The organism is Carnobacterium inhibens subsp. inhibens DSM 13024, from assembly GCF_000746825.1.
Classification (GTDB): domain Bacteria; phylum Bacillota; class Bacilli; order Lactobacillales; family Carnobacteriaceae; genus Carnobacterium_B; species Carnobacterium_B inhibens.
Genome location: NZ_JQIV01000006.1, coordinates 2,156,896 through 2,178,955, shown reverse-complemented (window position 1 = coordinate 2,178,955; position 22,060 = coordinate 2,156,896). Strand labels below are relative to the sequence as shown.

The 22,060-nt window shown below is 34.3% G+C and carries 17 protein-coding genes; 7 read left to right on the top strand and 10 right to left on the bottom strand.

Annotation, left to right across the window (positions count from 1 at the left end; genetic code table 11):
- Positions 1–211: 211 nt before the first annotated feature.
- From BR65_RS11550 to BR65_RS11525, 6 genes are all read right to left on the bottom strand, one after another.
- Positions 212–2,311 carry a DUF262 domain-containing protein gene (locus BR65_RS11550; protein WP_034538297.1) on the bottom strand — a complete coding sequence of 700 codons (2,100 nt, stop codon included), beginning with the start codon at positions 2,309–2,311 and terminating at the stop codon, positions 212–214.
- A 267-nt stretch (positions 2,312–2,578) separates the two neighbouring features.
- Positions 2,579–4,357, bottom strand: coding sequence for a DUF2207 domain-containing protein (locus BR65_RS11545; protein ID WP_034538295.1), 1,779 nt, complete (start codon positions 4,355–4,357; stop codon positions 2,579–2,581).
- A gap of 267 nt (positions 4,358–4,624) precedes the next feature.
- Positions 4,625–5,332 (bottom strand): DsbA family oxidoreductase, encoded by a 708-nt coding sequence (locus BR65_RS11540; protein WP_034538293.1) that lies wholly within the window; start codon positions 5,330–5,332, stop codon positions 4,625–4,627.
- Between the two features lie 140 nt (positions 5,333–5,472).
- Entirely contained in the window at positions 5,473–6,009 is a 537-nt protein-coding gene (locus BR65_RS11535; protein WP_034538292.1) for a nucleoside/nucleotide kinase family protein, read from the bottom strand.
- Positions 6,010–6,148: 139 nt separating this feature from the next.
- Positions 6,149–6,703, bottom strand: coding sequence for a nucleotidyltransferase family protein (locus BR65_RS11530; protein WP_051932759.1), 555 nt, complete (start codon positions 6,701–6,703; stop codon positions 6,149–6,151).
- A 13-nt stretch (positions 6,704–6,716) separates the two neighbouring features.
- Positions 6,717–7,229, bottom strand: a complete 513-nt coding sequence (locus tag BR65_RS11525; RefSeq protein ID WP_244877170.1) for a MepB family protein — start codon at positions 7,227–7,229, stop codon at positions 6,717–6,719.
- A gap of 262 nt (positions 7,230–7,491) precedes the next feature.
- Here BR65_RS11525 and BR65_RS11520 point away from each other — a divergent pair, with 262 nt between their 5' ends.
- Together BR65_RS11520 and BR65_RS11515 are read left to right on the top strand one after the other, a co-directional pair.
- Positions 7,492–9,141 carry a putative polysaccharide biosynthesis protein gene (locus BR65_RS11520; RefSeq protein WP_034538291.1) on the top strand — a complete coding sequence of 550 codons (1,650 nt, stop codon included), beginning with the start codon at positions 7,492–7,494 and terminating at the stop codon, positions 9,139–9,141.
- A 128-nt stretch (positions 9,142–9,269) separates the two neighbouring features.
- On the top strand, positions 9,270–10,712 hold the full coding sequence (locus BR65_RS11515; RefSeq protein WP_244877169.1) for a WD40/YVTN/BNR-like repeat-containing protein: 1,443 nt from the start codon (positions 9,270–9,272) through the stop codon (positions 10,710–10,712).
- A gap of 459 nt (positions 10,713–11,171) precedes the next feature.
- Here the strand turns inward: BR65_RS11515 and BR65_RS11510 are convergent, their stop codons facing one another.
- Positions 11,172–11,999, bottom strand: coding sequence for a MerR family transcriptional regulator (locus BR65_RS11510; RefSeq protein WP_034538287.1), 828 nt, complete (start codon positions 11,997–11,999; stop codon positions 11,172–11,174).
- A gap of 162 nt (positions 12,000–12,161) precedes the next feature.
- Between BR65_RS11510 and BR65_RS11505 the strand changes: the two genes are divergently transcribed.
- Positions 12,162–13,910: an ABC transporter ATP-binding protein gene (locus BR65_RS11505; RefSeq protein ID WP_034538286.1), complete on the top strand. Its 1,749-nt coding sequence runs from the start codon at positions 12,162–12,164 to the stop codon at positions 13,908–13,910.
- Positions 13,903–15,717 (top strand): ABC transporter ATP-binding protein, encoded by a 1,815-nt coding sequence (locus BR65_RS11500; protein ID WP_034538284.1) that lies wholly within the window; start codon positions 13,903–13,905, stop codon positions 15,715–15,717. Before BR65_RS11505 ends, BR65_RS11500 begins: the two co-directional genes overlap by 8 nt.
- 74 nt (positions 15,718–15,791) lie before the next feature.
- Here the strand turns inward: BR65_RS11500 and BR65_RS11495 are convergent, their stop codons facing one another.
- Entirely contained in the window at positions 15,792–16,604 is an 813-nt protein-coding gene (locus BR65_RS11495) for an alpha/beta fold hydrolase (RefSeq protein WP_034538283.1), read from the bottom strand.
- Positions 16,605–16,847: 243 nt separating this feature from the next.
- On the opposite strand from BR65_RS11495, the gene BR65_RS11490 reads away from it, so the two are divergent.
- On the top strand, positions 16,848–17,246 hold the full coding sequence (locus tag BR65_RS11490; RefSeq protein WP_034538281.1) for a VOC family protein: 399 nt from the start codon (positions 16,848–16,850) through the stop codon (positions 17,244–17,246).
- Positions 17,247–17,340: 94 nt separating this feature from the next.
- Here the strand turns inward: BR65_RS11490 and BR65_RS11485 are convergent, their stop codons facing one another.
- Together BR65_RS11485 and mazE are read right to left on the bottom strand one after the other, a co-directional pair.
- Complete coding sequence (locus BR65_RS11485) at positions 17,341–17,715, bottom strand: type II toxin-antitoxin system PemK/MazF family toxin (protein WP_023176947.1); 375 nt, start codon at positions 17,713–17,715, stop codon at positions 17,341–17,343.
- Between the two features lies 1 nt (position 17,716).
- Positions 17,717–17,941 (bottom strand): type II toxin-antitoxin system PemI/MazE family antitoxin, encoded by a 225-nt coding sequence (mazE, locus tag BR65_RS11480; protein WP_023176946.1) that lies wholly within the window; start codon positions 17,939–17,941, stop codon positions 17,717–17,719.
- A 212-nt stretch (positions 17,942–18,153) separates the two neighbouring features.
- On the opposite strand from mazE, the gene BR65_RS11475 reads away from it, so the two are divergent.
- Together BR65_RS11475 and BR65_RS11470 are read left to right on the top strand one after the other, a co-directional pair.
- The gene (locus BR65_RS11475; protein ID WP_023176944.1) at positions 18,154–20,691 is read left to right on the top strand and encodes a DEAD/DEAH box helicase; all 2,538 of its coding nucleotides are present in this window, start codon (positions 18,154–18,156) and stop codon (positions 20,689–20,691) included.
- Entirely contained in the window at positions 20,688–21,398 is a 711-nt protein-coding gene (locus BR65_RS11470) for an SWIM zinc finger family protein (protein ID WP_034538280.1), read from the top strand. Before BR65_RS11475 ends, BR65_RS11470 begins: the two co-directional genes overlap by 4 nt.
- Positions 21,399–22,060: the final 662 nt, after the last annotated feature.

Genomic DNA, 22,060 nt, shown 5'->3' with positions numbered 1-22,060 from the left:
TTTGCCTTACGCCTCTCTTACAATCTTTTCACTAATAATGTTTTAACCATTGTAGACTAGCTCTTTTTCTTAGTAAAGTTTGTGAAAAATCAAGAACATAATAAATACGACATTGTATTTATTGTGCTTAAGTTAATTTTTATGAAAAATCAGATTCACTTTTTTATATGAAATTGATAATACAAATGCAATATTTACATAACATAATCGTTTAAGAAACTTCGGTTACATCAGTTTTACTTTCATATAATACTGCATCAATCATTAATGTATCATACTCAATTTGGTAAAGTTCCAATAATTGTTTTATATAGTTCATCTTTCTCCAATTTGAAAGTGAAGAGAAAACATATAATCCCGGAAGTATTTCACTATTTACTGCATTTGGACTATCTGAAAACATTCCTTCCAATCCTGATTGGCTTTCTATTTTCGACAGGTCCATTAAAGGATTTAAATTAATATCAGCTAACTGTTTGATTATATTTACATAAAAGTCTTTCCAAGAACTGATTGGTTGATATTCATCAGATATGAAACTGTATCCTTTAATTTGATAATTAGTAAAGTGTTGCTCTCCATCATAAATAATCATAGACTTTTCTTCATATGATGGTATAAATTCTGTTTGAGGATAAGGCCAGATATTTAATGCTGTCTGAATTAAATCTTCTGTACGCTCCAGTATTTCCTTCTCGCCCCAATTAGGTACATTTGCTGTTAACCTATTAAGATTAACAAAGTGACTATCTTTAAATCCCTTTTCCATCGTTTGCTTTTCACCAAAAGATTTATTACTGTATTTAGAGTTATAGCCTGTTATTGTCAAATTACCAATTGAATGTAAATAGGTATCATGAATTCGCTTATAATCAGGTCCTAAATCATCAATCCATTGACGACTTAATCTTTGAGGCATGATATGTTCAATACTATATTCTTGATTTTTTATTCCATCATAAATTTGTAAAGCTTCAAAGTGATCATAGTTTTCTAATCTTTCGAATAAGTAAGTTCTAAATACCGAATTTGCATTGTATAGATCCCTTGAACTTAAATTTTCTCTAACTTCTTCATCTATTGGAAATTTCCCTGTATTAGTTTTTGACATCAGAAGATAATTAATAACATCTGAGGGAACAATACCTTGATTTTCTTCTTTAGCTAACATTCTCTTCATATCACGATAAAGTACAGATATAATTTTATTTAATGCATTTGATGGTAGTTTTGTAATCATTCTTCTTACGATATAAGTTTCTAATACTCTAAATATTTTTGTTACTTCCTTACTACTTAATTCATTTTGATTATAATCATGTAATATGGCCATCAAGAAAGGACGAACGACTGTTACTTGCAATTCATTGAAACGATTTAATATTTCATTTATTTGCTTAACACCTGTAGCTGTATCTAAAATTTGTTTGTACGCATAGGAATAACTAGATAATTCATCAAAAAACTCCTTTTTCTCTATGCAGCTATCTTGATAAAAATCAGTAAATGCTTCATAAACTTTTGATATATTCGGATACTTCCCATTTTTTATAGTTAAGTAATCCCTGAAAAAAGAACTTAATTGGAAATGCGTGCGTTCTTCAATTGGTTCCCAATAATTTTCAAATAAAAAATTCTGTGAATCTTGTTTCTCGTTCATCAACAAGTAATTTCGAATCTTATCAGCATCGGTTAAGTCTACACCAGTTGAGTTAAGACTCTCGAAAATTAATTGAGGATCATCATTTGGTGAATTTAAATTCACTACCATTACTTGTAGTTTTTGAATTGAGTTCATTAACTGATCCAAATTAATTGGTAAACTCTCTAACATTGAATAAAGAAATTCATAATTCATTGTAATATTCGAGTTCTTAATAAAGAATTTCTCATCATTAAATAACTTTTTATAAGCTTGATAATCTCTTGGATTAGATTTTAATTTGAATTTATCAACATCTCTACTAAAACTATCGACTAAAAATAAGTCATTTATATTTGTCGGATTAATTCTTTCTCCTTTTATTTCGTTTTTTTCCATCCAATTTTTCATTGCTAACAGTAATAAAGAAGTGGTTGTTAATCGCTGCTGTCCATCAATTACAATAATATCTTGTGAATAATCACCAGGTTTAACAACAATACTTCCAAAAAAGTGAGTTTCTTTATTTTCTTCTTCTAGAGAAATCAGATCTTCAATTAATCTTCTACAATTTTCTTTTTTCCAATCATAGTTTCTTTGATAAACTGGAACGATAAATTTAGTTCCACCTCTTAAATATTCAGATAAAAAACGTACATTTCCTTCCATAATAAACCTCCATGTTAAAAAACTTTTTAGTTTAATAATAACAAATATTTCAGTGTTATCTATGTTGAAATAAATTCATAGTATCTATAATATATTTTAATTTTCACTTTTCATCGAACTTAATCTACATTAAAAAAGTGATCCTCCTTTAGGTTGTCCAGCTTTAATATACAGATGATATTCTTAAGACTAATAATATTATTTAGTAGAATTCTATAACACAATATCTATAACCGGATACTACTAAATATATCATTAGATACTCTCCTATCGAGCCCCTCCACCGCCTCCACCACCGGCACCTCCACCTCCACCAAAGGAAGTTGAGCCACCAGTACCTGATACTGCTGATGAAGAACTTGAGTGGAATCCGCCACTCTCTAATCCACTGGACCAATTGTTTCTAAACCCTGTTACACCATTCCAATACCAGTAATGATAGATGAATTGATTTTCGCCAGAAATATTATCTGGATTCGGAATCATTTCCTTAAACTCTTCTGTTATTTCTTCGCTTCTATAGTACAACGTATTCCAGAACAAAAATTCTTCAAAAGAGAATGGGTTAGTGTTATCCGCAAAACCTTCTAAATCGATTTCTTCTAAATAATTATCAAACTGAACTAGACGGTCAAATAATTCATCGCCTTCAGGACTGGCAACAGCTACCTCATGTTTGGCACCCCAAACGTCAACTTTTCCAAATGAAATCAGGCCTTCTTTTTCTAGATACTCTTTTGAGTAATCAATCAGATAATCGGCATAAGTTCCGACTTCTTTGGCATGTTTTTTAGCCCATTTCTTCATGTCATTATCTTCAATGAATCCACTGCTATTTGAAGCATCTAATAACATGATCCATAATCCCGTCTCATACTTCGCTTCAGGATTTGTTTCAATGTTATCCACAAATTCTTTGAATGATTGTGGATAACGTACACGCTCTTCTACAAAATGAATGATTTCTATTTCTGTATCGTAATCATCACCAAACAACGACTTATCTTCAGCTGTATGAATTAGGATCCGTTCTTCTGAAGACCATTTCAGTAAATAGGCTGAGAAGTAATCTTCAAAATAGCCTTTATCGATGTCTTGCAATAAATAAGCGATACCTGCAAAATCATCTCCATGGTAAGGAATCTCTTCTAATACAGTCTCACTATTTTCTTTGATTCTTTCTTTTCCAGTACGCATTTGTCCCGCTTCTTCTCTCGCTTTTTTTAATTTTTTAGAATATTTGATAATAAAAGCTGTGATCCCTCCACCAGCAATCGCTATTAGAGAACCAATAATGATTGGAACTGTAGCAGAAGTAGCTTCATCGTTATACGCTGAACCATTCATAGCCATTTCACGTTGCTCTTCGGATGTCATCCCTACACTGGCTTGTGTAGTAAACATACCTTGCGGGAATTGTAGCAAAGCCGTTACATCTTTACTATCGTCAACTTCTTCCTCTGCTTCCCACACAATCGTGTTTCCTTCTAATTGTATATCCCCTTCAAAACCAAATCCCCAGAACCGGACATTTTCATCGGTAAAGGGTTCAAATCCAGTAATTTCAACCGTCAAATTTTCTGCTGGTATGTCAGAAAACGTATCAAAATTCCATAGCAAACCTTGTCCATCTTCCAATTCACGAACTAAATTTGATAAAGTATACGTTACTTCATAATTGTTTTCTCCATATTCGCCAATACCCCATATGAGTTCTAATCCATCATCTGTCACTACAGTACCGTATTGGCCAGCTTTTTCTTCCAATGAAGCATCTAGATTCCATGGTTCCATCACTTGATAACCAGCTACTGAAAAATCAAGTAATTGAGAATCTTGCAGATCATCCAACACGATATATAACTCAGTACCATCATCCATATTCATCGCTCTATGCTCTGTGACGATTCCAGATCCGTCTTCTTGCAGTTCAATTTCAATCTTCATATCTGATAATTCATTTTCAGCAAAAACTGTTTCACTAAAAGCGAAGCATCCTAAAAAAGCTCCTCCAATACCTAATCCCTTTTTCATTCTTTTATTCATCCCCATACCCCCTAATGTTGAACCCTCATGCATTCACTATTGATTATCTGATTTTAGTATACCAATACCGTTCCATTCTAGGAAACGATTTCCTTAACTCCTTTAAATAAGTTACTCGTAAAAACTAGTTTGTTTGTCAAATAGGTATTTCTTTCAAAAAAAAAAGAAAGCTTCTAGTCAGTTCCATAATCATTCGTATAGTCCGAATAGCTATGGAACAAAACTTAAGCTTTCATATATTCACTATTTACCTATCTTCATTAACCTTTAGTCACAAACCCATTTGCCATCAATCATATTACAAGCAGCAGCATCTGTTCCCATTATGGTTAATCCTTTTAATTGGAAACCTTCTTCTTCAGCAATTTGTTCAATCGTTTGTTCAATCACTTCTTGCGGTTGTGCTCCGCTGATTAAATATTTTTGATTCACCACTATAGCAGGTGCTCCTTGAATGCCATAAGCTTCTACTTTTTGTAAATCTTCCATAATTGCTTGTTCCGTTTCTGGATTCTCGAATTGCACTTTCCAATCATCAAAATCAACTGAAGTTTTCTTTACTACATCTTCAATCACTGTCAAATCTGAGATATCTCTATTTCCTACAAACAAAGCCTGTTGCAAGCCATCAAATACAGCCCAATACGTGTCTTGATCCGCAATCATTCCAGCAGCTTTTGCAGCTTTCAATCCATTTTTAGATGTTGGAAATAAGAAATCCTGCTCTTTCATTCCTTCTATATTAAAACGATGTTCGTCATCATTTTGATTGGCATTTTCCCAATGATGAATTACTTCAGGTTTTACTGCTTCATGCGAACCAAATTGCTGAATAAACTGTTCTTTCTCCCAGCCTAAAGCAAATGAACGATGGATGATTTCTAGTTTTGGATATTTTTCAGCCACTTTCCTCATGCGATAAGACATTGGAAAACAAAAACTGCAAATCACATCATGGAAAAATTCTACTTGCATGTCAACACTCCTAATAGTTATTTTTTATTGGTTTAAAGTAATTTGACTTATTAAGTAATCCTCATTTACTTACTAATTGTAAATTAAATAAATTGCATTATCAACTTCCTATTTCATCATCAAACAGATAGGCTTATTAGCTAATAAATTAGTTGCTTTACTTTAAAAATTTGTTGGTCTAGTGGCAGTTCTCCATCAAGCAATAAATCTGCAGTTGAAGAAATAAATCGCTCATGAGCCTTAAAAATAGGTCTGGCAAAGTTTAAATAGTCCTTAGACCATTGGATAATTTCTTCAGATGTTCTCTCTTGATAGTCTCTTACTAACTGTCTAGCAAACGTGATATCCAAAGGCGTTTTAATGTAGACTACTTTATTGATGTAAGGTCTAAGCATGTCATGTTGATAGCCATAAGGAAAGTCAATGAGGATGATTGGAACTTTATTATAAGAAGCAAAAAAATCAGCCATCAGTAGGCTGATGTCATGTTGATTCACATACAATTCAGGATTATCTAAGATATCACCTAGTTGAGGTGTCGTATCTAGCTTGTCTAAACTATAATCATCAAATGAAATAATAGTGCTTAATGGAATTTCTTTATGTAATTCATTTATTAACGTAGTTTTTCCGCTTGCTGTTACCCCGCTTATGATTATAACTTGGCTTTTATCCATAAAAATCCTACTCTCTTTTGACTTAATAAATTCCCCACACGATTACACAATTATTCACTAGTTAAACTAATTGCTATTTTTGTTTTTTAAACTCTTTTCTTTATGTATATCAACTTAATCAGAAACTATTAGTTTATTTTTAAAATTCTATAGATAAATTCCGCCATATTTTATCCCATTCTTTGTCTTTAATGCGTTCAACATATATTGAATGAAATTCGCTATTATTTTGATAAAAGGGTGTAGGCTTCACCTTCATTTCAAATAAATCCTTTATTCCATAGGGAGCCATAATTTCAAGATCATTATTGCAAAGCCTCACAGCTACTGCAGTTGAAGTTTCTGGAAAATGGGCAACACCATCATACGTTGAAGTAAAAGAATCAAAGCCGCTTTTCAAATGCATACGGGCTTGATTTTTTACTGACCAAGGTTGATTTGGAAACAAAGCTTTTAACTCTGCTTCCAACTGCTTTTCCATTTCCCAGGAAATATCTGCAGTATCAAAACAAATAACATCAATATCATTTATAGACGTTATTGTATTATGCAAACTATCCCACACTTTATTTCGAATAAGCCCCGCACATACCCAGGCATCATTTACCTTTAATTTCTCAACTGTTTCTAAAATCGATACTATGTAAGTGTCCTGTTTAATCATTTCTATCAATTGTTTTTCGTAATTAGTCACGTTGATCACCCCTTTACTTTAAGTTAATTAATTTAGAAAAATATAGTTTTGTTAGCCTATTATTATCTACTTCGTTTGATAAATCAATAAAGTACTCTCTCTGCCACTCTTGAGTCTTTATTGCAGATTGATTTAGCTCATTCACCCAAGAAGGGTAAACCCGTATTGCCATTTTTCCTTTAGAATTTCCAGTTCTCAAAACTTCTTGTTTAAGTAATATAGATTTTGGGAAAATAAATTGTCCTTGTAATTCATTATCTATAACCGAAATTATTATCTTTTCTGGGCTTTCATCGTAAGAATAGGCTTGATTTTTATTAGTATCATTTTTCTTCCAGAAAACTACAAAATACCCTTTTTTACTTGGAGTCAATTTAGCTAAGCGACTCCGATAGGTATTGTCTGCAATACTAAAGCTAATGCCCTCATATTCATAGTTATGATTCTCCTCAGATAGAGCTGTAATATTAGGTTTTCCTAGACCAGTAAGCATATTGTTTATTAAATTTATCGACTTAAAACTCAACACTTTCCCTCCTCTTTATCTGTTAGTATAGACTATTTTAAATTTTTTTCAGAAAAGTACTTAAAGTATACCTAATTTAGATAGTGTTTAAAGTTTTTCTTACGTTTAGCAACTGGCCGTAGTTCTATTTTCTTTTATTGTATACTATTTATAGCAGGACAATAAATTGGTATGTTCATTTACCTTACTTCTGAATGTTTAGTAATAGATTGAATTGAATAATTAACAGCTAGTTTTGGCCTAATAAAAGTTGGAGGATACTATGGACGAATCTAATGAATTAAACAAGGAAACTACAAGTTCTAAAACAAATAAGATGATTGAAGGGACTTTTTGGTTAACTGTCGGAAATTTTCTTTCTAGATTTCTTGGATTAATTTATATTATTCCTTGGTATTCTTGGATGGGGGAACATGCAAAAGTATCTAATGGACTTTATGGAATGGGTTATAATATATATGCTATATTTTTATTAATCTCCACGGCTGGAATTCCTTCTGCTGTAACAAAACAAATTGCTTATTACAATTCATTGGATGATTCCGAAATGAGCAATCAGTTCTTTTATAGTTCTCTTAAAATAGCCACCTTTATTGGAGTCATAGCTAGTTTTGGTATGTATCTTTTTTCGCCGATAATTGCAAAAAGTTCTGGTGGTGGTCAAGATTTGACAGCAGTCATCAGATCCTTAAGTATTATTGTTATTTTTTTTCCTAGTATGAGTGTTATAAGAGGTTATTTTCAAGGAAACCAACAAATGAAACCTTACGCTGTTTCGCAAATTTTGGAACAAATAGGAAGAGTCATTTATATGCTGCTTTCAACTTTTATTATTATGAAGGTATTAAACGGAAATTATGTTACAGCAGTGGTTCATTCAACGTTTGCAGCTTTTATTGGTTTAATAGTAAGTTATGTCTATTTATTATTTAAACTACATAAAGAGGCACCACTTAAGGGCATATTTCTGCAAAATAAAAAGTCGGAAATTAACTCTAAAGGGTTATTAAAAGAACTGCTACAAGTATCGATTCCTTTTATCATTGTGGCCTCAGGTATTTCGCTTTTTAAATTAATTGATCAATTTACATTTTCTAGAATCATGAATCAAATTTCTACTTATTCTGATATGCGCTTAACTGAATTATTTGCGATTTTCAGTACAAATCCTGATAAATTAACGATGATTGTAATTGCCTTAGCTACATCGCTATCAAGTGCTGGTCTTCCTCTATTAACAGAATTTTTCACAAAAAAAGACAAACTTTCATTATCAAAGATGGTGACAAACAATATTCAACTTTTCCTTTTTATCACCCTTCCATCTATATTAGGAATGATTTTATTAGCAAAACCTCTTTACACGCTATTTTATGAAGCAAGCAACTTAGGGACAAAAGTTCTTATACAAGCTTGTTTAACTGGATTTATCCTCGGTTTTTATATGCTAAGTTCAAGTATTCTCCAAAGTGTTAATCAAAATAGATATGCCATCTTTACCTTACTTATAGGAGCTATAGTAAAACTGATTTTACAATACCCATTAATTTCAATTTTTGAAGTTTATGGTCCATTACTAGCTACTGCTATTTCATTCGGAATAATTTGCATCTTAAATCTAAAAAAAATAATCAACATTACTCATCCAGATATTAAGCTGCTGCTCAAAAGAACTGTTTTAATTTCTTTTTCATGTATTCTAATGCTTCTTGTTGTATTGCTTGTAAGAAACTTTCTTTATCTATTTTTGGATCCTGAACGTAAAATGCATAGTTTTCTTATCGTCACCTTTGCTGCCATTATCGGAATAATTACTTACATGTTTTTATCTTTTAAAACTGGTTTGGCTGATAATCTTCTTGGCTTCAATGCAAAAAAATTAAAAAATAAGTTAAAACTATTTTCAAAATAATATTGAAAATTAATGTTGCTGATAATACCAAAGTTATAGTCAATTCTTCATTGAATAAGACCCTGAAAAAGTGCTAAACTATGCCTATAACTTTCCGAAAATTTTATACTAATGAGGATGAGATTTACTTGAAGAACAAAAATTACAAATTGAGAGCTTTTATTTTTAATCCGATTACCGTAGCTATCTATGCTATAGGATGTTATTACTTATGTTCACTTGCTCAATACGGCGGAGTTGCTCAGAAAGCTCCCATTATCCTAATCATTTTTCTTAGTCTGTTTATTTGGGTTGGCTGGGGTCTTTATTGGTACATATGGAAAACCAATAAAAATCAGTCCACTTCTCCCCGCTCTATAAGACGTAGTAAATTCCTCTTTCTGTTCAGTGTGAATTCATTCCTTTTGATCACACTTGCATCGGGTATAAGTCTTTATCAAAGTGGCACAAATTCCCAAGGAAGATTAGCATTTGTGATCCAAGACTATTTGAAATCTAGCGATGTTCAATTTGTTCACAATAATATCTACAAAGATGGTTTAAATGGCTTATTTGAAGATCTTGAAACGAAGTATGATTTGCCAGAAGAATTGTATGTCAGTAATCAAGTTGAATTGACCTTTAATAAAAAGGGTGACATTACTACTTTATATAGCTTTTTGTACGGCCTAAACGATGATGGCGAGACAGAAAGCTTTTTGATCGATTATGACAGTTCAAAAAGTGATGATCTCAGTGTGACTTTGAATGGAAACGTCAATCCAACCTTTGAGAAAACGATGAGACTTCAACCGCTGTTAGATGCAATGGAAAATCTTCCAATAAAAGAAACGGTTAAATATTGGGATGAAGAAACCCTTGGCATCTATTATGCTGGTTCCCGCAGTTGGGGATACAATACTGAAGGGATTCTTTATTTTGATGAAAAGGGAGATACCTTTCCAATCGAAACAGCCTTCAATGAAATTATTGGCTATACGATTTCTGTTTATACCCCAAATAACAACACGATTACACCGGTACGTTTTGTTGACTATTCACCAACAGTATCTCCTGCACAAATTGGAGATGTTCCAACCGATCAAAACATGAATGACAATGAAACGTACTTTTTGACTGAAAAAACTGGTTATCAATTATTCGTAGTAGATGCTGCGTTAGGCTCACGTTTCTATACCTTGAACAAAACCACAGATGGTGGAAATACTTGGGACGTTATTAATTCTGATCCATTTGTAGGACAACTTGGGGTTTCATCTGGGATAACTTTTATGGATGAGAACCTTGGTTTTATTGGATTGTCCCACAGTGGAGGCAGTTATGCAGATCTCTATCGAACAACAGATGGTGGTGCCACTTTTGAAGAAGTCGAACTACCAATGATTGAAGTTCCTTTAACCGATACAGAGAAGTATGCTCCTTTTGACTTTCCTGAAATGCCTTATAAAGAAAGCGACAGTCTTTTTATTCAAGTAAATCAAGGACAAGACGGCGATTATAATGGCGGTAGCAAAGGTCTGTATCAATCCAAAGACAACGGTGAAACTTGGATGTTTGTCGGAGAAGTTTAACAAAACGACTATAAAAAATGATATCCACACTTTTCTTTAAAGGTGTGAATATCTTTTTTTATAGTTTTATCAGTATTAATAACTTTTGATTTTAATTTATTTTCCTAAGAATACTATGAGTATCATATAGATTTAATAATGTGATGCTTATAGTACTTGCGAAAAACTTTAAGTGCCGTATGGATCAAATGAAATGATGCTTATGGTGCTTAAGTATACTTTTAGGACCGTATAGGACAAATAAAATAATGCTTGTGGTGCTTAAGTACACTTTGAGTACCCTATAGCACAAATAAAATGATGTTTATGGTACTCAAAAACAATTTGAGAATCATATGGATTTAATTCATTATTCATTTGGATATCTGTTGTAACTTAATCACTTTTGCTAATATACTTTTTAATATTTAATTTATTAAGATTCTCTATGCTATAACTATTTGCTATGAAAGAGAATAATTATATAACCTTACGACATTTTTCATTTTCGTTTTTAACTTTAATCATGACCTTAACCAAATACTTTTCTGGATTTTTTTCTGCAACTTCATCAATTATGTATTCCTCATAGGCATCCCCATCAATCTCATAATCCTTTTCTGCTAGACCATCCAACATTTTTTGATACAGTTTTTCGGTTTTATTATAATCACAATACTCATACATAACTGCATAACATCCTCCAGGTTTTACACTTACCTGATTTTTATCTTCAGTCGATCTATTGATATAGAAATAACTAAAATTTGAAAACTCGCCCTTGGCCAATTCATTTTTTCCAATAATCGCTCCTATTGGAAAACCTTGGACAATTTGTTGTTGGTCAATAAGTGAATAGAAATCAATGAGGGCTTCATTGTTTTGTTGATTTATTTTTTTACCGATTAGTATCGGTTTCTTTTCTTTCTGGATAAAAGTAAGTTTTCCAACAGTTATTACGTCTGCCAACTTTGTTAACTCTATTCTTTTTTCCAACATATCTTTGTATTGCTGTAACGTACTAATTTTTTTATCAATCTGTTTTTGTTCTTCTAGGAACAACGACAGCATTTTTTCTGGAGTTCGTTCTTGTAAATAGATTTTTATTTCTTTAATTGATTTCCCTAATTCTCTTAAAATATAAATGACACTAATAGTATCTAATTGTTTTTCTTCATACATTCGGTACCCTTTATCTGTAACCATTTTAGGTGAGAACAAATAAATTTTGTCATAATAAATCAGGGTCTTTCGACTGATTCCAGATAAAGCTGAAAACTGACTAATGGTTAGATATTCCTTTTCCATATGATTCCTCTCTTCCCATCCACAGTTTCTGAAAATAAAACTTGACTGTATAGTTGCTATACAGATTATACTGCTATTATTCGCTTATTTCAAAGCATCGAGCCCGCTCTTATGCTATCTGAAGTAAGTTTATACGCATAACTAAAAGGGGACATGAACAATATGCATTTATTTTTTACATTTTTAAAGAAAAACAAACTGCTTGTCCTTGCTACAAGTAGCTTAATTTTACTTCAATCCGTAGCAACTCTATTCATCCCTTATCTAATTGCTCAACTCATTGATAAAGGTATTTTAGAAAAAAATACCAACGTCGTTTCTTCTATTGGAATTCAGATGTTGCTTACTATTCTTGTAGGTGCTCTTGTTGGGGTGCTTGGAAGTTACTACACTTCTGAAATTGCTTCACGTTTTGGAAAAGAAACCCGTAAAAAGTTATTTAGAAAAATACAAGATTTGTCACTAAATGACACTAATAAAATTGGTGTGGCCTCTTTAGTCACGAGAACGTCTAGTGATGTTGTCAATATTCAAGAAGTAACTTTATCTCTCTTTCAAATGGTTTTACCGAGTCCATTTATGGCAGTCATTTCTATTGTATTGGCTTATCGGATTTCCCCTATGATGACGGTCATTCCACTTATATCCATCCTTATTTTTATCGGTGTGATTACTGCCGTAATGTTTAAATCCACTCGCTTGATCAATAACATTCAGAAAAAGATGGATAAAATGACAATGCTTGTTAGACAATTTTTTAAAGGCGTAAAAATTATTCGTGCATTTGATAACGCTGAATATGAAAAAAATAAAGTTGATGGTAGTTTTAATGATTTTGCTGCTAACATGATTCGGATCAATAAGTACTTTGCCTTTCTAACACCTGTTGCTTTTAGCCTGAACGCCCTTACGATGATCCCTATTATTTGGGTGGGGAGTTCCTTAGTTGCAGACAACACCATTCAAGTAGGTTCCATTACTGCCGTTATCGGGTACTCAGTCATCACAATGTCTTCATTTATCATGACCGCTTTGATTATGTTTAACATACCTAGAGCAATCGCATCATTAAATAGAATTCAAGAAGTACTGACACTTCAGCCAGAAGTGGAAGATGATAGTCAGTTAAACGAAAAAGTAGATGTTACTGTGCAGCCTGCTTTGTCATTTGAAAATGTAACGTTTCAGTACCAAGGTGCTGACAAATCAGTCCTAGAAGACATGGATTTTTCAATCAACACAGGTGAAGTATTGGCTATCGTTGGTGGAACGGGATCCGGTAAAAGTACGATTGCTAAAATCCTTTTACGGTTCAATGACATTCAAAAGGGTCGCATTTTGATACACGGTACAGATATCAGCAAACTTTCTCAAAAGGACCTTCGTTCATTGATCAGCTACGTCCCACAAAGAGCATTTTTATTTAGTGGAACCATCCAGGATAATATTTTAGATGGGAATAAAGAAGCTACGGTTAATGAATTGAGACATGCAGCTCAGGTTGCTCAGGCCTTACCGTTTATAGAAGAACAGGATCAGCAATTTAATGCCTTGGTAGCTCAAGGGGGAACCAATTTTTCTGGAGGACAAAAACAACGTTTGGCAATCGCACGTGCACTGATAAAGAAATCTCAGATTTATGTATTTGACGATAGTTTTTCAGCACTGGATTATAAAACAGATGCGAAACTAAGAGCCGCTTTAAAACCAGAATTGAAAGACGCGGTAACGTTAATCATTGCCCAAAGAATCAGCACGATCATTGATGCTGATCAAATCATCGTCTTAAACGAAGGGAAAATTGTGGGTAAAGGAACCCATTCAGAATTAATTGAAAAAAATCCTGTTTATCAAGAATTAGCTAAATCTCAAAATATGCTGTCTAAAAGCGAGGTGAAAGAAAATGTCTAAAAAAGAACAAGTGCTTTTAGAAGAACTAGACTCAGAAAAACCAAAAAATCTAAAAAAAGCCGTTCATTATTTTTTCGAACTGCTAATGCTTCAAAAAAAGAAAACCATTCCAGCTATTCTTTCAAACATCATTGGCACATTAGCCTATGTTTCGATTCCTTTAGTTACAGCTCAAGCTATTGATGGACTAATTGAAGCTGTAAAATTACCGGGTACTTCAATGATGGAAAGTATTCGAGCTGCAATCACGGGACCACTTTTAATCTTATTAATCATTGCTGGAATCATATTTATTTGTAATTACTTCCAGGAATATTTAATCGCCTCTGTCAGCGAAGAGGCCAGTCTAACCTTACGAAAGAAAATAACAGCTAAACTAAATAAATTGCCTTTAAATTTTTACGATCAAACACAAGTAGGCGATCTATTAAGTCGAACGACAGCCGATGCAGATAAAGTAGCGAACTTTATTATCATGAGTTTTAATCAGTTTATTAGTTCAATCATCATTGTCATTGTTGGGTTGAGTCTAATGATTTATGTTAGCGGCCGCTTATCCTTGATTATTATTTGTATGATCCTGGTCAATATTATCGTCACGAAAGTCATTTCTAAAAAGAATCAAACGTTATTTGGCGACAATATGTATACCTTAGGAAAATTAAGTGGCGCTACGGAGGAATATTATTCCGGAAACACGATTATTAAAGCTTTTAATAAACAAGAAGAAGTCATTCAAAAAGCCGATCAATTAATCGACGAACAATATAAAGCACATAAAAAGGCCCAATTTGTTAACTTTGCAATCTACCCTATCATGAGAAGCATTACTCAATTGGCGTATATCAGCAGTGCCTTAATGGGCGCTACTTTAGCCATCCAAGGAACGATAACAATCGGATTGCTTCAAGCTTTTCTACAATATGTCAATCAAATTTCAGATCCCATTACAGAAGCCTCTTACGTCGTGAACATGCTTCAAGGTTGTTTAGCAGCCATTGAACGGATTTATGAAGTTTTAGATGCAGAAAATGAAGTTCCTGATATCAAAAAGGCTAACGTGATCGATAATCCACATGGTCAAATCGAATTTTCGCATGTCAGTTTTGGCTACAACAAAAACCAATTGATTATGAAAGGCGTTAATTTTATTGCAGAACCCAAAAAGACAATTGCTATCGTAGGTCCTACGGGTGCTGGGAAAACAACACTTGTAAACTTATTGATGCGGTTCTATGAAATTAATAGTGGGTCTATTTTATTTGACGGGATCGACACGAACACCCTAACCAGACATGATCTAAGAAAACAGTTTGGTATGGTGTTGCAAGATACGTGGTTGTTTGAAGGAACCATTGCAGAAAATATTAGCTACGGAAAAAAAGACGCTACTCGAGAAGAAGTTATTGCCGCAGCTAAAAAAGCGCAGTGTGACTCGTTTATCCAAACGTTACCAGAAGGTTATGACACGATTATTTCGAGTGAAAATAATATAATTTCTCAAGGACAACAACAATTGTTAACCATTGCTCTGACCATATTATCAGATCCGAAAGTCATGATCTTAGATGAAGCCACTTCAAGTATCGATACTAAAACAGAAATTAAAATCCAACAAGCGATCGATCATCTCATGTTGGACAGAACCAGCTTTGTGATTGCTCATCGATTGTCGACGATTAAAAATGCAGATCTCATTTTAGTTATGGATAAGGGAAATATTATTGAAACTGGAAGCCACCATGAATTGTTAGAAAAAGACGGCTTTTATGCTGATCTTTATCAAAGCCAATTCCAATCAGCATAAGTCTGTTAGAATTATGTAAAAAGTGAATACTGGACAAAAGAGCTAGAAACAGTTTTTGTTTCTAGCTCTTTTCGTTAGTTCTTATTTTGAATAAACATCAACATCGTCCGATTCAATTTTTCTGTCTCATCATGAAAAATCGCATGGCCGCTCTTTCTAAAGTGCACGACAATAGTTTTAGAAATCAATTGAGTCATTTCTTCCACCACTTCATACGAACAAACAGTGTCTTTTTTGCCATGACAAATTAAGGTCGATACCGTAATTTTTTCAAGGTCTTCTCGTACATTCTCATCTCGCATAGCCAGAGCTGAAAGAATCATTCCATAAGAAGAAGCCCCAAATGCCAAATTTGTCAGCCAACCTTTATAGGAGACTAAGGTTTTCTCATGAAACAGCTTTTTAATAAAGTCTTGGATTAGTTTAGGACGATCAACTTGAATTTGTTCAACCATGGCTGTGATTTCTGACTTTTTAATCCCAATGGAGTAAGCAGGTTTCTTAGCAAATTGCGGAACTGCTGCACTGATTAAGATCAGCTTTTTAATTCCAAATCCCTTATGGCGAGCCATGTACCTCGTGGCAACCGCTCCGCCCATTGAAAACCCCACTAAAATAGCCTCTTCAATGTGTAAGTCTTCTAAAACGCTCTTAGCATCGTCCGCAAGTGTATTGTAGCCGTAATCTTCAATCACTAAATCTGACTCACCAAACCCACGAAAGTCGATTCCAATCATGCGATACCCTCTAGGCAAAAAGTAATTGTATTGGTATTCAAACATCTGATGATCAAACGGCCATCCATGCAAGAAAACAATTGGCTGCCCATCTCCTACATCTTCCACTGCAATAGACGCATGATTCGTTCCCTTAATCATTTTTTTCATCTTAGTTACCTCCTACTACCTTCTCTACCTAAGTATAATAGAAGAGCTTCTTTTTTTAACGGGATAAAGCTCAGAGCCTCTCACCAATTTATCGGTTTTAGCCTTTATTCCTTACTCATGTAGACTGGGCAGACATCTTAGAATGACTAGCGCAATTTAATCTCCTATTTTTGACAAAAAAGTTTCCTCGTGAGATGCTTTACTTGTAATAAAATCAGTCTATGAAGAGAATGGAGGATTTTTATGCCAACAATGGTTTTTGTAAATTTCCCTGTATCTGATGTCAATCGCTCTGCTGCATTCTATGAAAAATTAGGTTTTACTAAAAATAACGAATTCTCAAACGATGAAGCTGTCGCAATGGTTTGGGATGATCACTTTTGGATTATGCTGCTGAATCACAAATTTTATAGCCGTTTTCTTAAAGATAAAACAATTGCAAATACTCAAACTACTAGCAGTTCTTTAATTGCATTTAGTCTAGAAAGTGCTAATGCAGTCAAAAAATTTGCTGAAACAGCCAAAGCCAATGGCGGTGATTTCCATAACGTAGACATGGGAATGTCTGAAGACCAAATGTTTGGACTTGAAGTACAAGATCCAGACGGAAATACCTTGGAGCCCAGTTGGATAGCAATATAGCCATAGGATAAAAACCGTCAGAGATTTGCTCTGACGGTTTTTACTGTTAGACAAAATTTTAAGATTCGTAGCGGATAAATTACTTTTAAGGTTCTTATTCTCCTAACAACTTATCAAAGGAAAAAATATCGGTAGCTACTTGGGCAACAATCCCTAATTCGGCAGTCGTAGCTTTTTCGACAAAGGTCACGGCTCTTTCTTTTGCCATAAAATCGAACCCTTTTATTTGCATCGCATTGATTGTTCCATGGATGGTATGATCCTTCGATAAAGGAATAAACCCTGGTCTACTTTTATTGGTGGACGTAATTGGACACACTTGTATAAACCCAGTTGTGGCATTGTAAGCATCTGAGCTAAGAACTAAAGCCGGCCTTTTCTTTTGAATTTCTCTTCCAGCACTAGGATTAAAATTTATCCAAACGATATCCCCTTGTTTTGGTGTATAATCATTAATCGAGTAAATCATATTACACTTCTTCTCTTCCAATTAATTTTTTATCCTCGTTAAATTCATCCTCAAATCTTAAAGTTTCGTTATTTTCTAGAGCTTTTTCAAAAATATTATTTACTTTAGGTACATAAGTAATACTTCCTAATTCACCTTTTACGGCTACATATTCTTGATCTGGTTGAAGATTGAACTTCGTAGGGACTGTTAATACAATGGCATTTCCTTGTTTTCTAGTCTTCATTATGCTCATCTCCTTTATTAGTTCACCCATATTTTACCAAAACCTAATAGTAAATACAATGTATTTACTATTAGGTTTTGAAAACTAAAAATTTCTCTCTTGCTTTCAGTTTGATATTAAAAATCGTATAATACTCTAAAAGAAATCTTTATTCCGATTGGTACTTTTCTAATTTCTCAATCGGATAATTCAAAAGAAAGGGCTAAAAATACATGGCACAAGCAATTTTTTCAGAAAAAGGATTTTATATTGAAAACCCGGAAGTAGACTATGAATATGCATTGAAAGATGCACCTTTTCAGACTCTTTATGAGCAAAGTTTTTCTACAGAATCAGTAGAAACGGATGTCTCGATTGCTTATTTAATCAATGTAGCGCAAGAGTTTGTATCTGCGTTAAAAAATGACGGAGAAATTGAAGTGACTCGTACCTTTCGTTTCCCTTCAGAAACGGTTTATCAACAGCTTATGAACAAGGCTCCTTTTGTTACAGGCTATGAATTTATTACTGTTCAATGGTTGAAAGACGTTCATCAGGAATTAGCAGCGATTTTTAGTGAAGAGCTGAGTCATCTTCAAAGCAGTGTTTCTGAATATATTCAATCAAAAAACAGGTCCTTAATTGTTGCGGGCAGAGTTTACTTTCACTTGGTCGAAAGCAAACAAGAAGGCTTTCCTTTCGCTTTTCTAGCTACTTATGCTACTAAATACCAAGACAAAGTCAGTCACATGCCGCTAAAAAATGCACTTGCAGAATTCAATGATTCTTCCGAGATGCTTTCTTTACTATCTGCTGTTGGACGGGTAGCTAATGAGTCTGTTTTCATCTCTCAATTGGTCGAATCCGGAGAATTATTTTCGCCACTGAGATTCAACGAAAACGAAGCTTATCAATTTTTGAAAGAAACGCCGCTTTATGAAGAACAAGGAGTCATTTGCCGCATTCCTGATTTTTGGAAAAAAGAGCGCAAAACAACCATTAAAGTGACCATTGGAGATACAAAACCGAGCAGTATTGGAATAGAGGCTCTGTTAGAGGGCAAACCTGAAATCTATCTAGGTGAAGAACGATACTCAAAAGCAGAAATTGAAGACTTATTGCATCAAAATGAAGGATTGGCTTTCTTGAAAGGCAAATGGGTTGAAATCAACCACGAAAAACTGCAGCAGCTGTTAACAACTTATGATACGAAAGAAAACAGCGAATGGACCTTGTTTGATGCTTTGCGGCAGCAACAACTTTCTGACGCTGAAGAAAACGACTCTCTGATTGAAACAACGAATGGCCAATGGCTGCAAACCGTTTTCCAGCAAATGATCACTCCTACTCAAATCAAACAAGAACAACCTGCAAAATCTTTTCAAGCAAGTTTGCGGCCGTATCAGCTAGTAGGATACAACTGGTTAAACTTTATGCAAGAACAGACTTTTGGCGCCTTATTAGCAGATGATATGGGCTTAGGAAAAACGGTTCAAATCTTGGCTCTGCTAGATTCTCTGCGTCAAGAAAACAAACGGGCTCTTTTAGTTATCCCGGCTTCTTTACTGGAAAATTGGAAGAAAGAAGCTGCCCGCTTTGCACCCCATTTACAGATACAAATTTTGCACGGAAAGAATACCTTCGTTCAAGATGTAGAAGCTGACTTGTTTATCACGACGTATGGCATGGTTGCTAGAATGGAAGCACTCAAAGAAGAACAGTTTGATCTTCTAATTTTAGATGAAGCCCAAGCCATTAAAAACCCGGGAACTAAGCAGACTAAAAGTATCAAAGCCCTGCAAGCCAACGCAAAAATCGCGATGACCGGAACGCCAATTGAAAATCGACTTTCAGATTTATGGAGTGTGTTTGACTTTTTAAATAGCGGATTGTTAGGATCAAAAGCAGAATTCGCAAAACAAATCAAAAAAGGCACCGACTATGGAGCGTTACGCCAAATGATCTCGCCATTTATTCTTAGACGGCTGAAAACTGATCGACGCATTATTTCCGATTTGCCGGAAAAAAATGAACAGAAAGAATACGTTTCGCTTTCCAAAAAACAGATTGCCTTGTATAAAGGACTTCAGCGAGATATCGAAAAATCGATGGCAGAAACTGAAGGAATTCAACGAAAAGGTTTAGTATTAGCGGCTATTTCTAAATTCAAACAAATTTGCAATCACCCAGACCAGTATTTAGGCAATCAAGAATTCAAACCAAAACTCAGTGGGAAATTTGAAGCCTTACAGAGCATTTGCGAAACGATTCGTGACAAGCACGAACAAGTCTTGATTTTCACACAATTTAAGGAAATGTGCGAACCGCTCAATGTATTTTTAGCAGAAGTTTTTGGCCAATCGGGGTTGGTCTTGCACGGCGGAGTTCCCGTAAAAAAACGCGGTGAGCTGGTTGATCAATTCAACGATCCTGATACGTACACACCTTATATGGTACTCTCTATTAAAGCTGGCGGTGTCGGTCTGAACTTAACGGCTGCAAACCATGTCATCCACTTTGACCGATGGTGGAATCCAGCCGTTGAAAACCAAGCAACCGATCGAGCATTTCGAATTGGGCAAGAAAAAAATGTCTTTGTGTATAAATTTGTGACTAGTGGAACGATTGAGGAAAAAATCGACGAACTATTAACAGAAAAAACACAACTTTCTAATGATTTGATTACTGAAACAAGCGGCGAGAATTGGCTGACAGAAATGAGTAACGATGACTTAAGGAATCTCTTTACTTTGGAGGTGAATGACAAATGAGCCGATATGGTTTTTATGAGTATGAAAGTATGGCCGAAAAAAAGGAAAAAGCTGAACGTAAACTGACGACCTATCAAAGAAAGCATCCTGACGCTCAGCCTATTTTGCTTACAGGTACTAAAATCGCCAATTCTTTTTGGGGAAAAGCGTGGTGCGATCATCTAAAACACTATGCGGATTATGATAACCGCATCAACCGCGGACGTTCGTACATCAAAAATGGTTTTGTCTTTGATTTAACGATTGAAAAAGGAATCATTCAAGGAGTTGTCTGCGGCAGCAGCTCAAAATTATATCAAGTCGACATTGCCATCGATCCGATTACGGATCAACGATTCGTTCACCAAATCGGCGGACACATTGAAAGTTTAGAAGCACTGGCAAATGGCCAATTCCCTAAAACACTCGCTGAAACTTTTTTGACCAACGAGAACGGCTTGTTTCCTAATCTAAACGAAATCAACCTCTCTTGCGATTGTCCGGATTGGGCACATATGTGCAAACATATTTCTGCAGTCCTTTACGCTGTAGGAGCTAAATTGGATTTGGACCCATTGCTTCTATTCGAATTGCGGGGAATTGATACAACGGCTTTAATCAAAAAATCCGTTGAAGAAAAAATGACGACATTATTAGAAAATGCGCATACTGCAACATCTAGTCGTATTATTGAAGACGATGCGATTATTGACCTTTTTGATTTATAAGGGCTGCTTCAATGTAGAATACAGCCTATCCAAACTACCATATATGTAATAGTTTAGTGTAATTTACAGGTAAAAACATTTTGAGCGCCATATGAGTTAACTAATAAAATGTTTACGGTAGGGAAACTTACAATGACTACCGTATGAATCAACTATTAAGATGCATACAGTAGGCAAGCTTACAATACCTACCGTATGGATCAACTACTAAGATGCATACAGTAGGCAAACTCACAATGACTACCATATGGATTAACTACTAAGATGCTATACGGTACGCAAACTTACAATGACTACCATATGGATCAACTACTAAGATGCTATATGGTAGGCAAACTCACAATGTCTACCGTATGGATCAACTACTAAGATGCATACGGTAGGCAAACTCACAATACCTACCATATGGATTAACTACTAAGATGCTACATGTAGGCAAGCTTACAATGACTACCGTATGGATTAACTACTAAGATGCTATATGGTAGGCAAGTTCACCATACCTTGTGCTGCACCGGTAATGATTACTACTTTTCCTAATAAATGATCCATGAAAAAAATCTCCCTTTAAAAACAAATTTGTAACAGGATATAGTCATCTATAGTATTTACATTTAATAATTAAATACTTTTTCAACTAAATATCAATCCATTCAAACTTT

Excerpts from the sequence above, each read along its gene's own strand:
- BR65_RS11550 (WP_034538297.1), bottom strand. The coding sequence starts at position 2,311 with ATGGAAGGAAATGTACGTTTTTTATCTGAATATTTAAGAGGTGGAACT.
- BR65_RS11520 (WP_034538291.1), top strand. The coding sequence starts at position 7,492 with ATGGACGAATCTAATGAATTAAACAAGGAAACTACAAGTTCTAAAACA.
- BR65_RS11490 (WP_034538281.1), top strand. The coding sequence starts at position 16,848 with ATGCCAACAATGGTTTTTGTAAATTTCCCTGTATCTGATGTCAATCGC.
- BR65_RS11510 (WP_034538287.1), bottom strand. The coding sequence starts at position 11,999 with ATGGAAAAGGAATATCTAACCATTAGTCAGTTTTCAGCTTTATCTGGA.
- BR65_RS11540 (WP_034538293.1), bottom strand. The coding sequence starts at position 5,332 with ATGCAAGTAGAATTTTTCCATGATGTGATTTGCAGTTTTTGTTTTCCA.
- BR65_RS11495 (WP_034538283.1), bottom strand. The coding sequence starts at position 16,604 with ATGAAAAAAATGATTAAGGGAACGAATCATGCGTCTATTGCAGTGGAA.
- BR65_RS11470 (WP_034538280.1), top strand. The coding sequence starts at position 20,688 with ATGAGCCGATATGGTTTTTATGAGTATGAAAGTATGGCCGAAAAAAAG.
- BR65_RS11500 (WP_034538284.1), top strand. The coding sequence starts at position 13,903 with ATGTCTAAAAAAGAACAAGTGCTTTTAGAAGAACTAGACTCAGAAAAA.
- BR65_RS11485 (WP_023176947.1), bottom strand. The coding sequence starts at position 17,715 with ATGATTTACTCGATTAATGATTATACACCAAAACAAGGGGATATCGTT.
- mazE (WP_023176946.1), bottom strand. The coding sequence starts at position 17,941 with ATGAAGACTAGAAAACAAGGAAATGCCATTGTATTAACAGTCCCTACG.
- BR65_RS11505 (WP_034538286.1), top strand. The coding sequence starts at position 12,162 with ATGCATTTATTTTTTACATTTTTAAAGAAAAACAAACTGCTTGTCCTT.
- BR65_RS11545 (WP_034538295.1), bottom strand. The coding sequence starts at position 4,357 with ATGAATAAAAGAATGAAAAAGGGATTAGGTATTGGAGGAGCTTTTTTA.
- BR65_RS11475 (WP_023176944.1), top strand. The coding sequence starts at position 18,154 with ATGGCACAAGCAATTTTTTCAGAAAAAGGATTTTATATTGAAAACCCG.
- BR65_RS11535 (WP_034538292.1), bottom strand. The coding sequence starts at position 6,009 with ATGGATAAAAGCCAAGTTATAATCATAAGCGGGGTAACAGCAAGCGGA.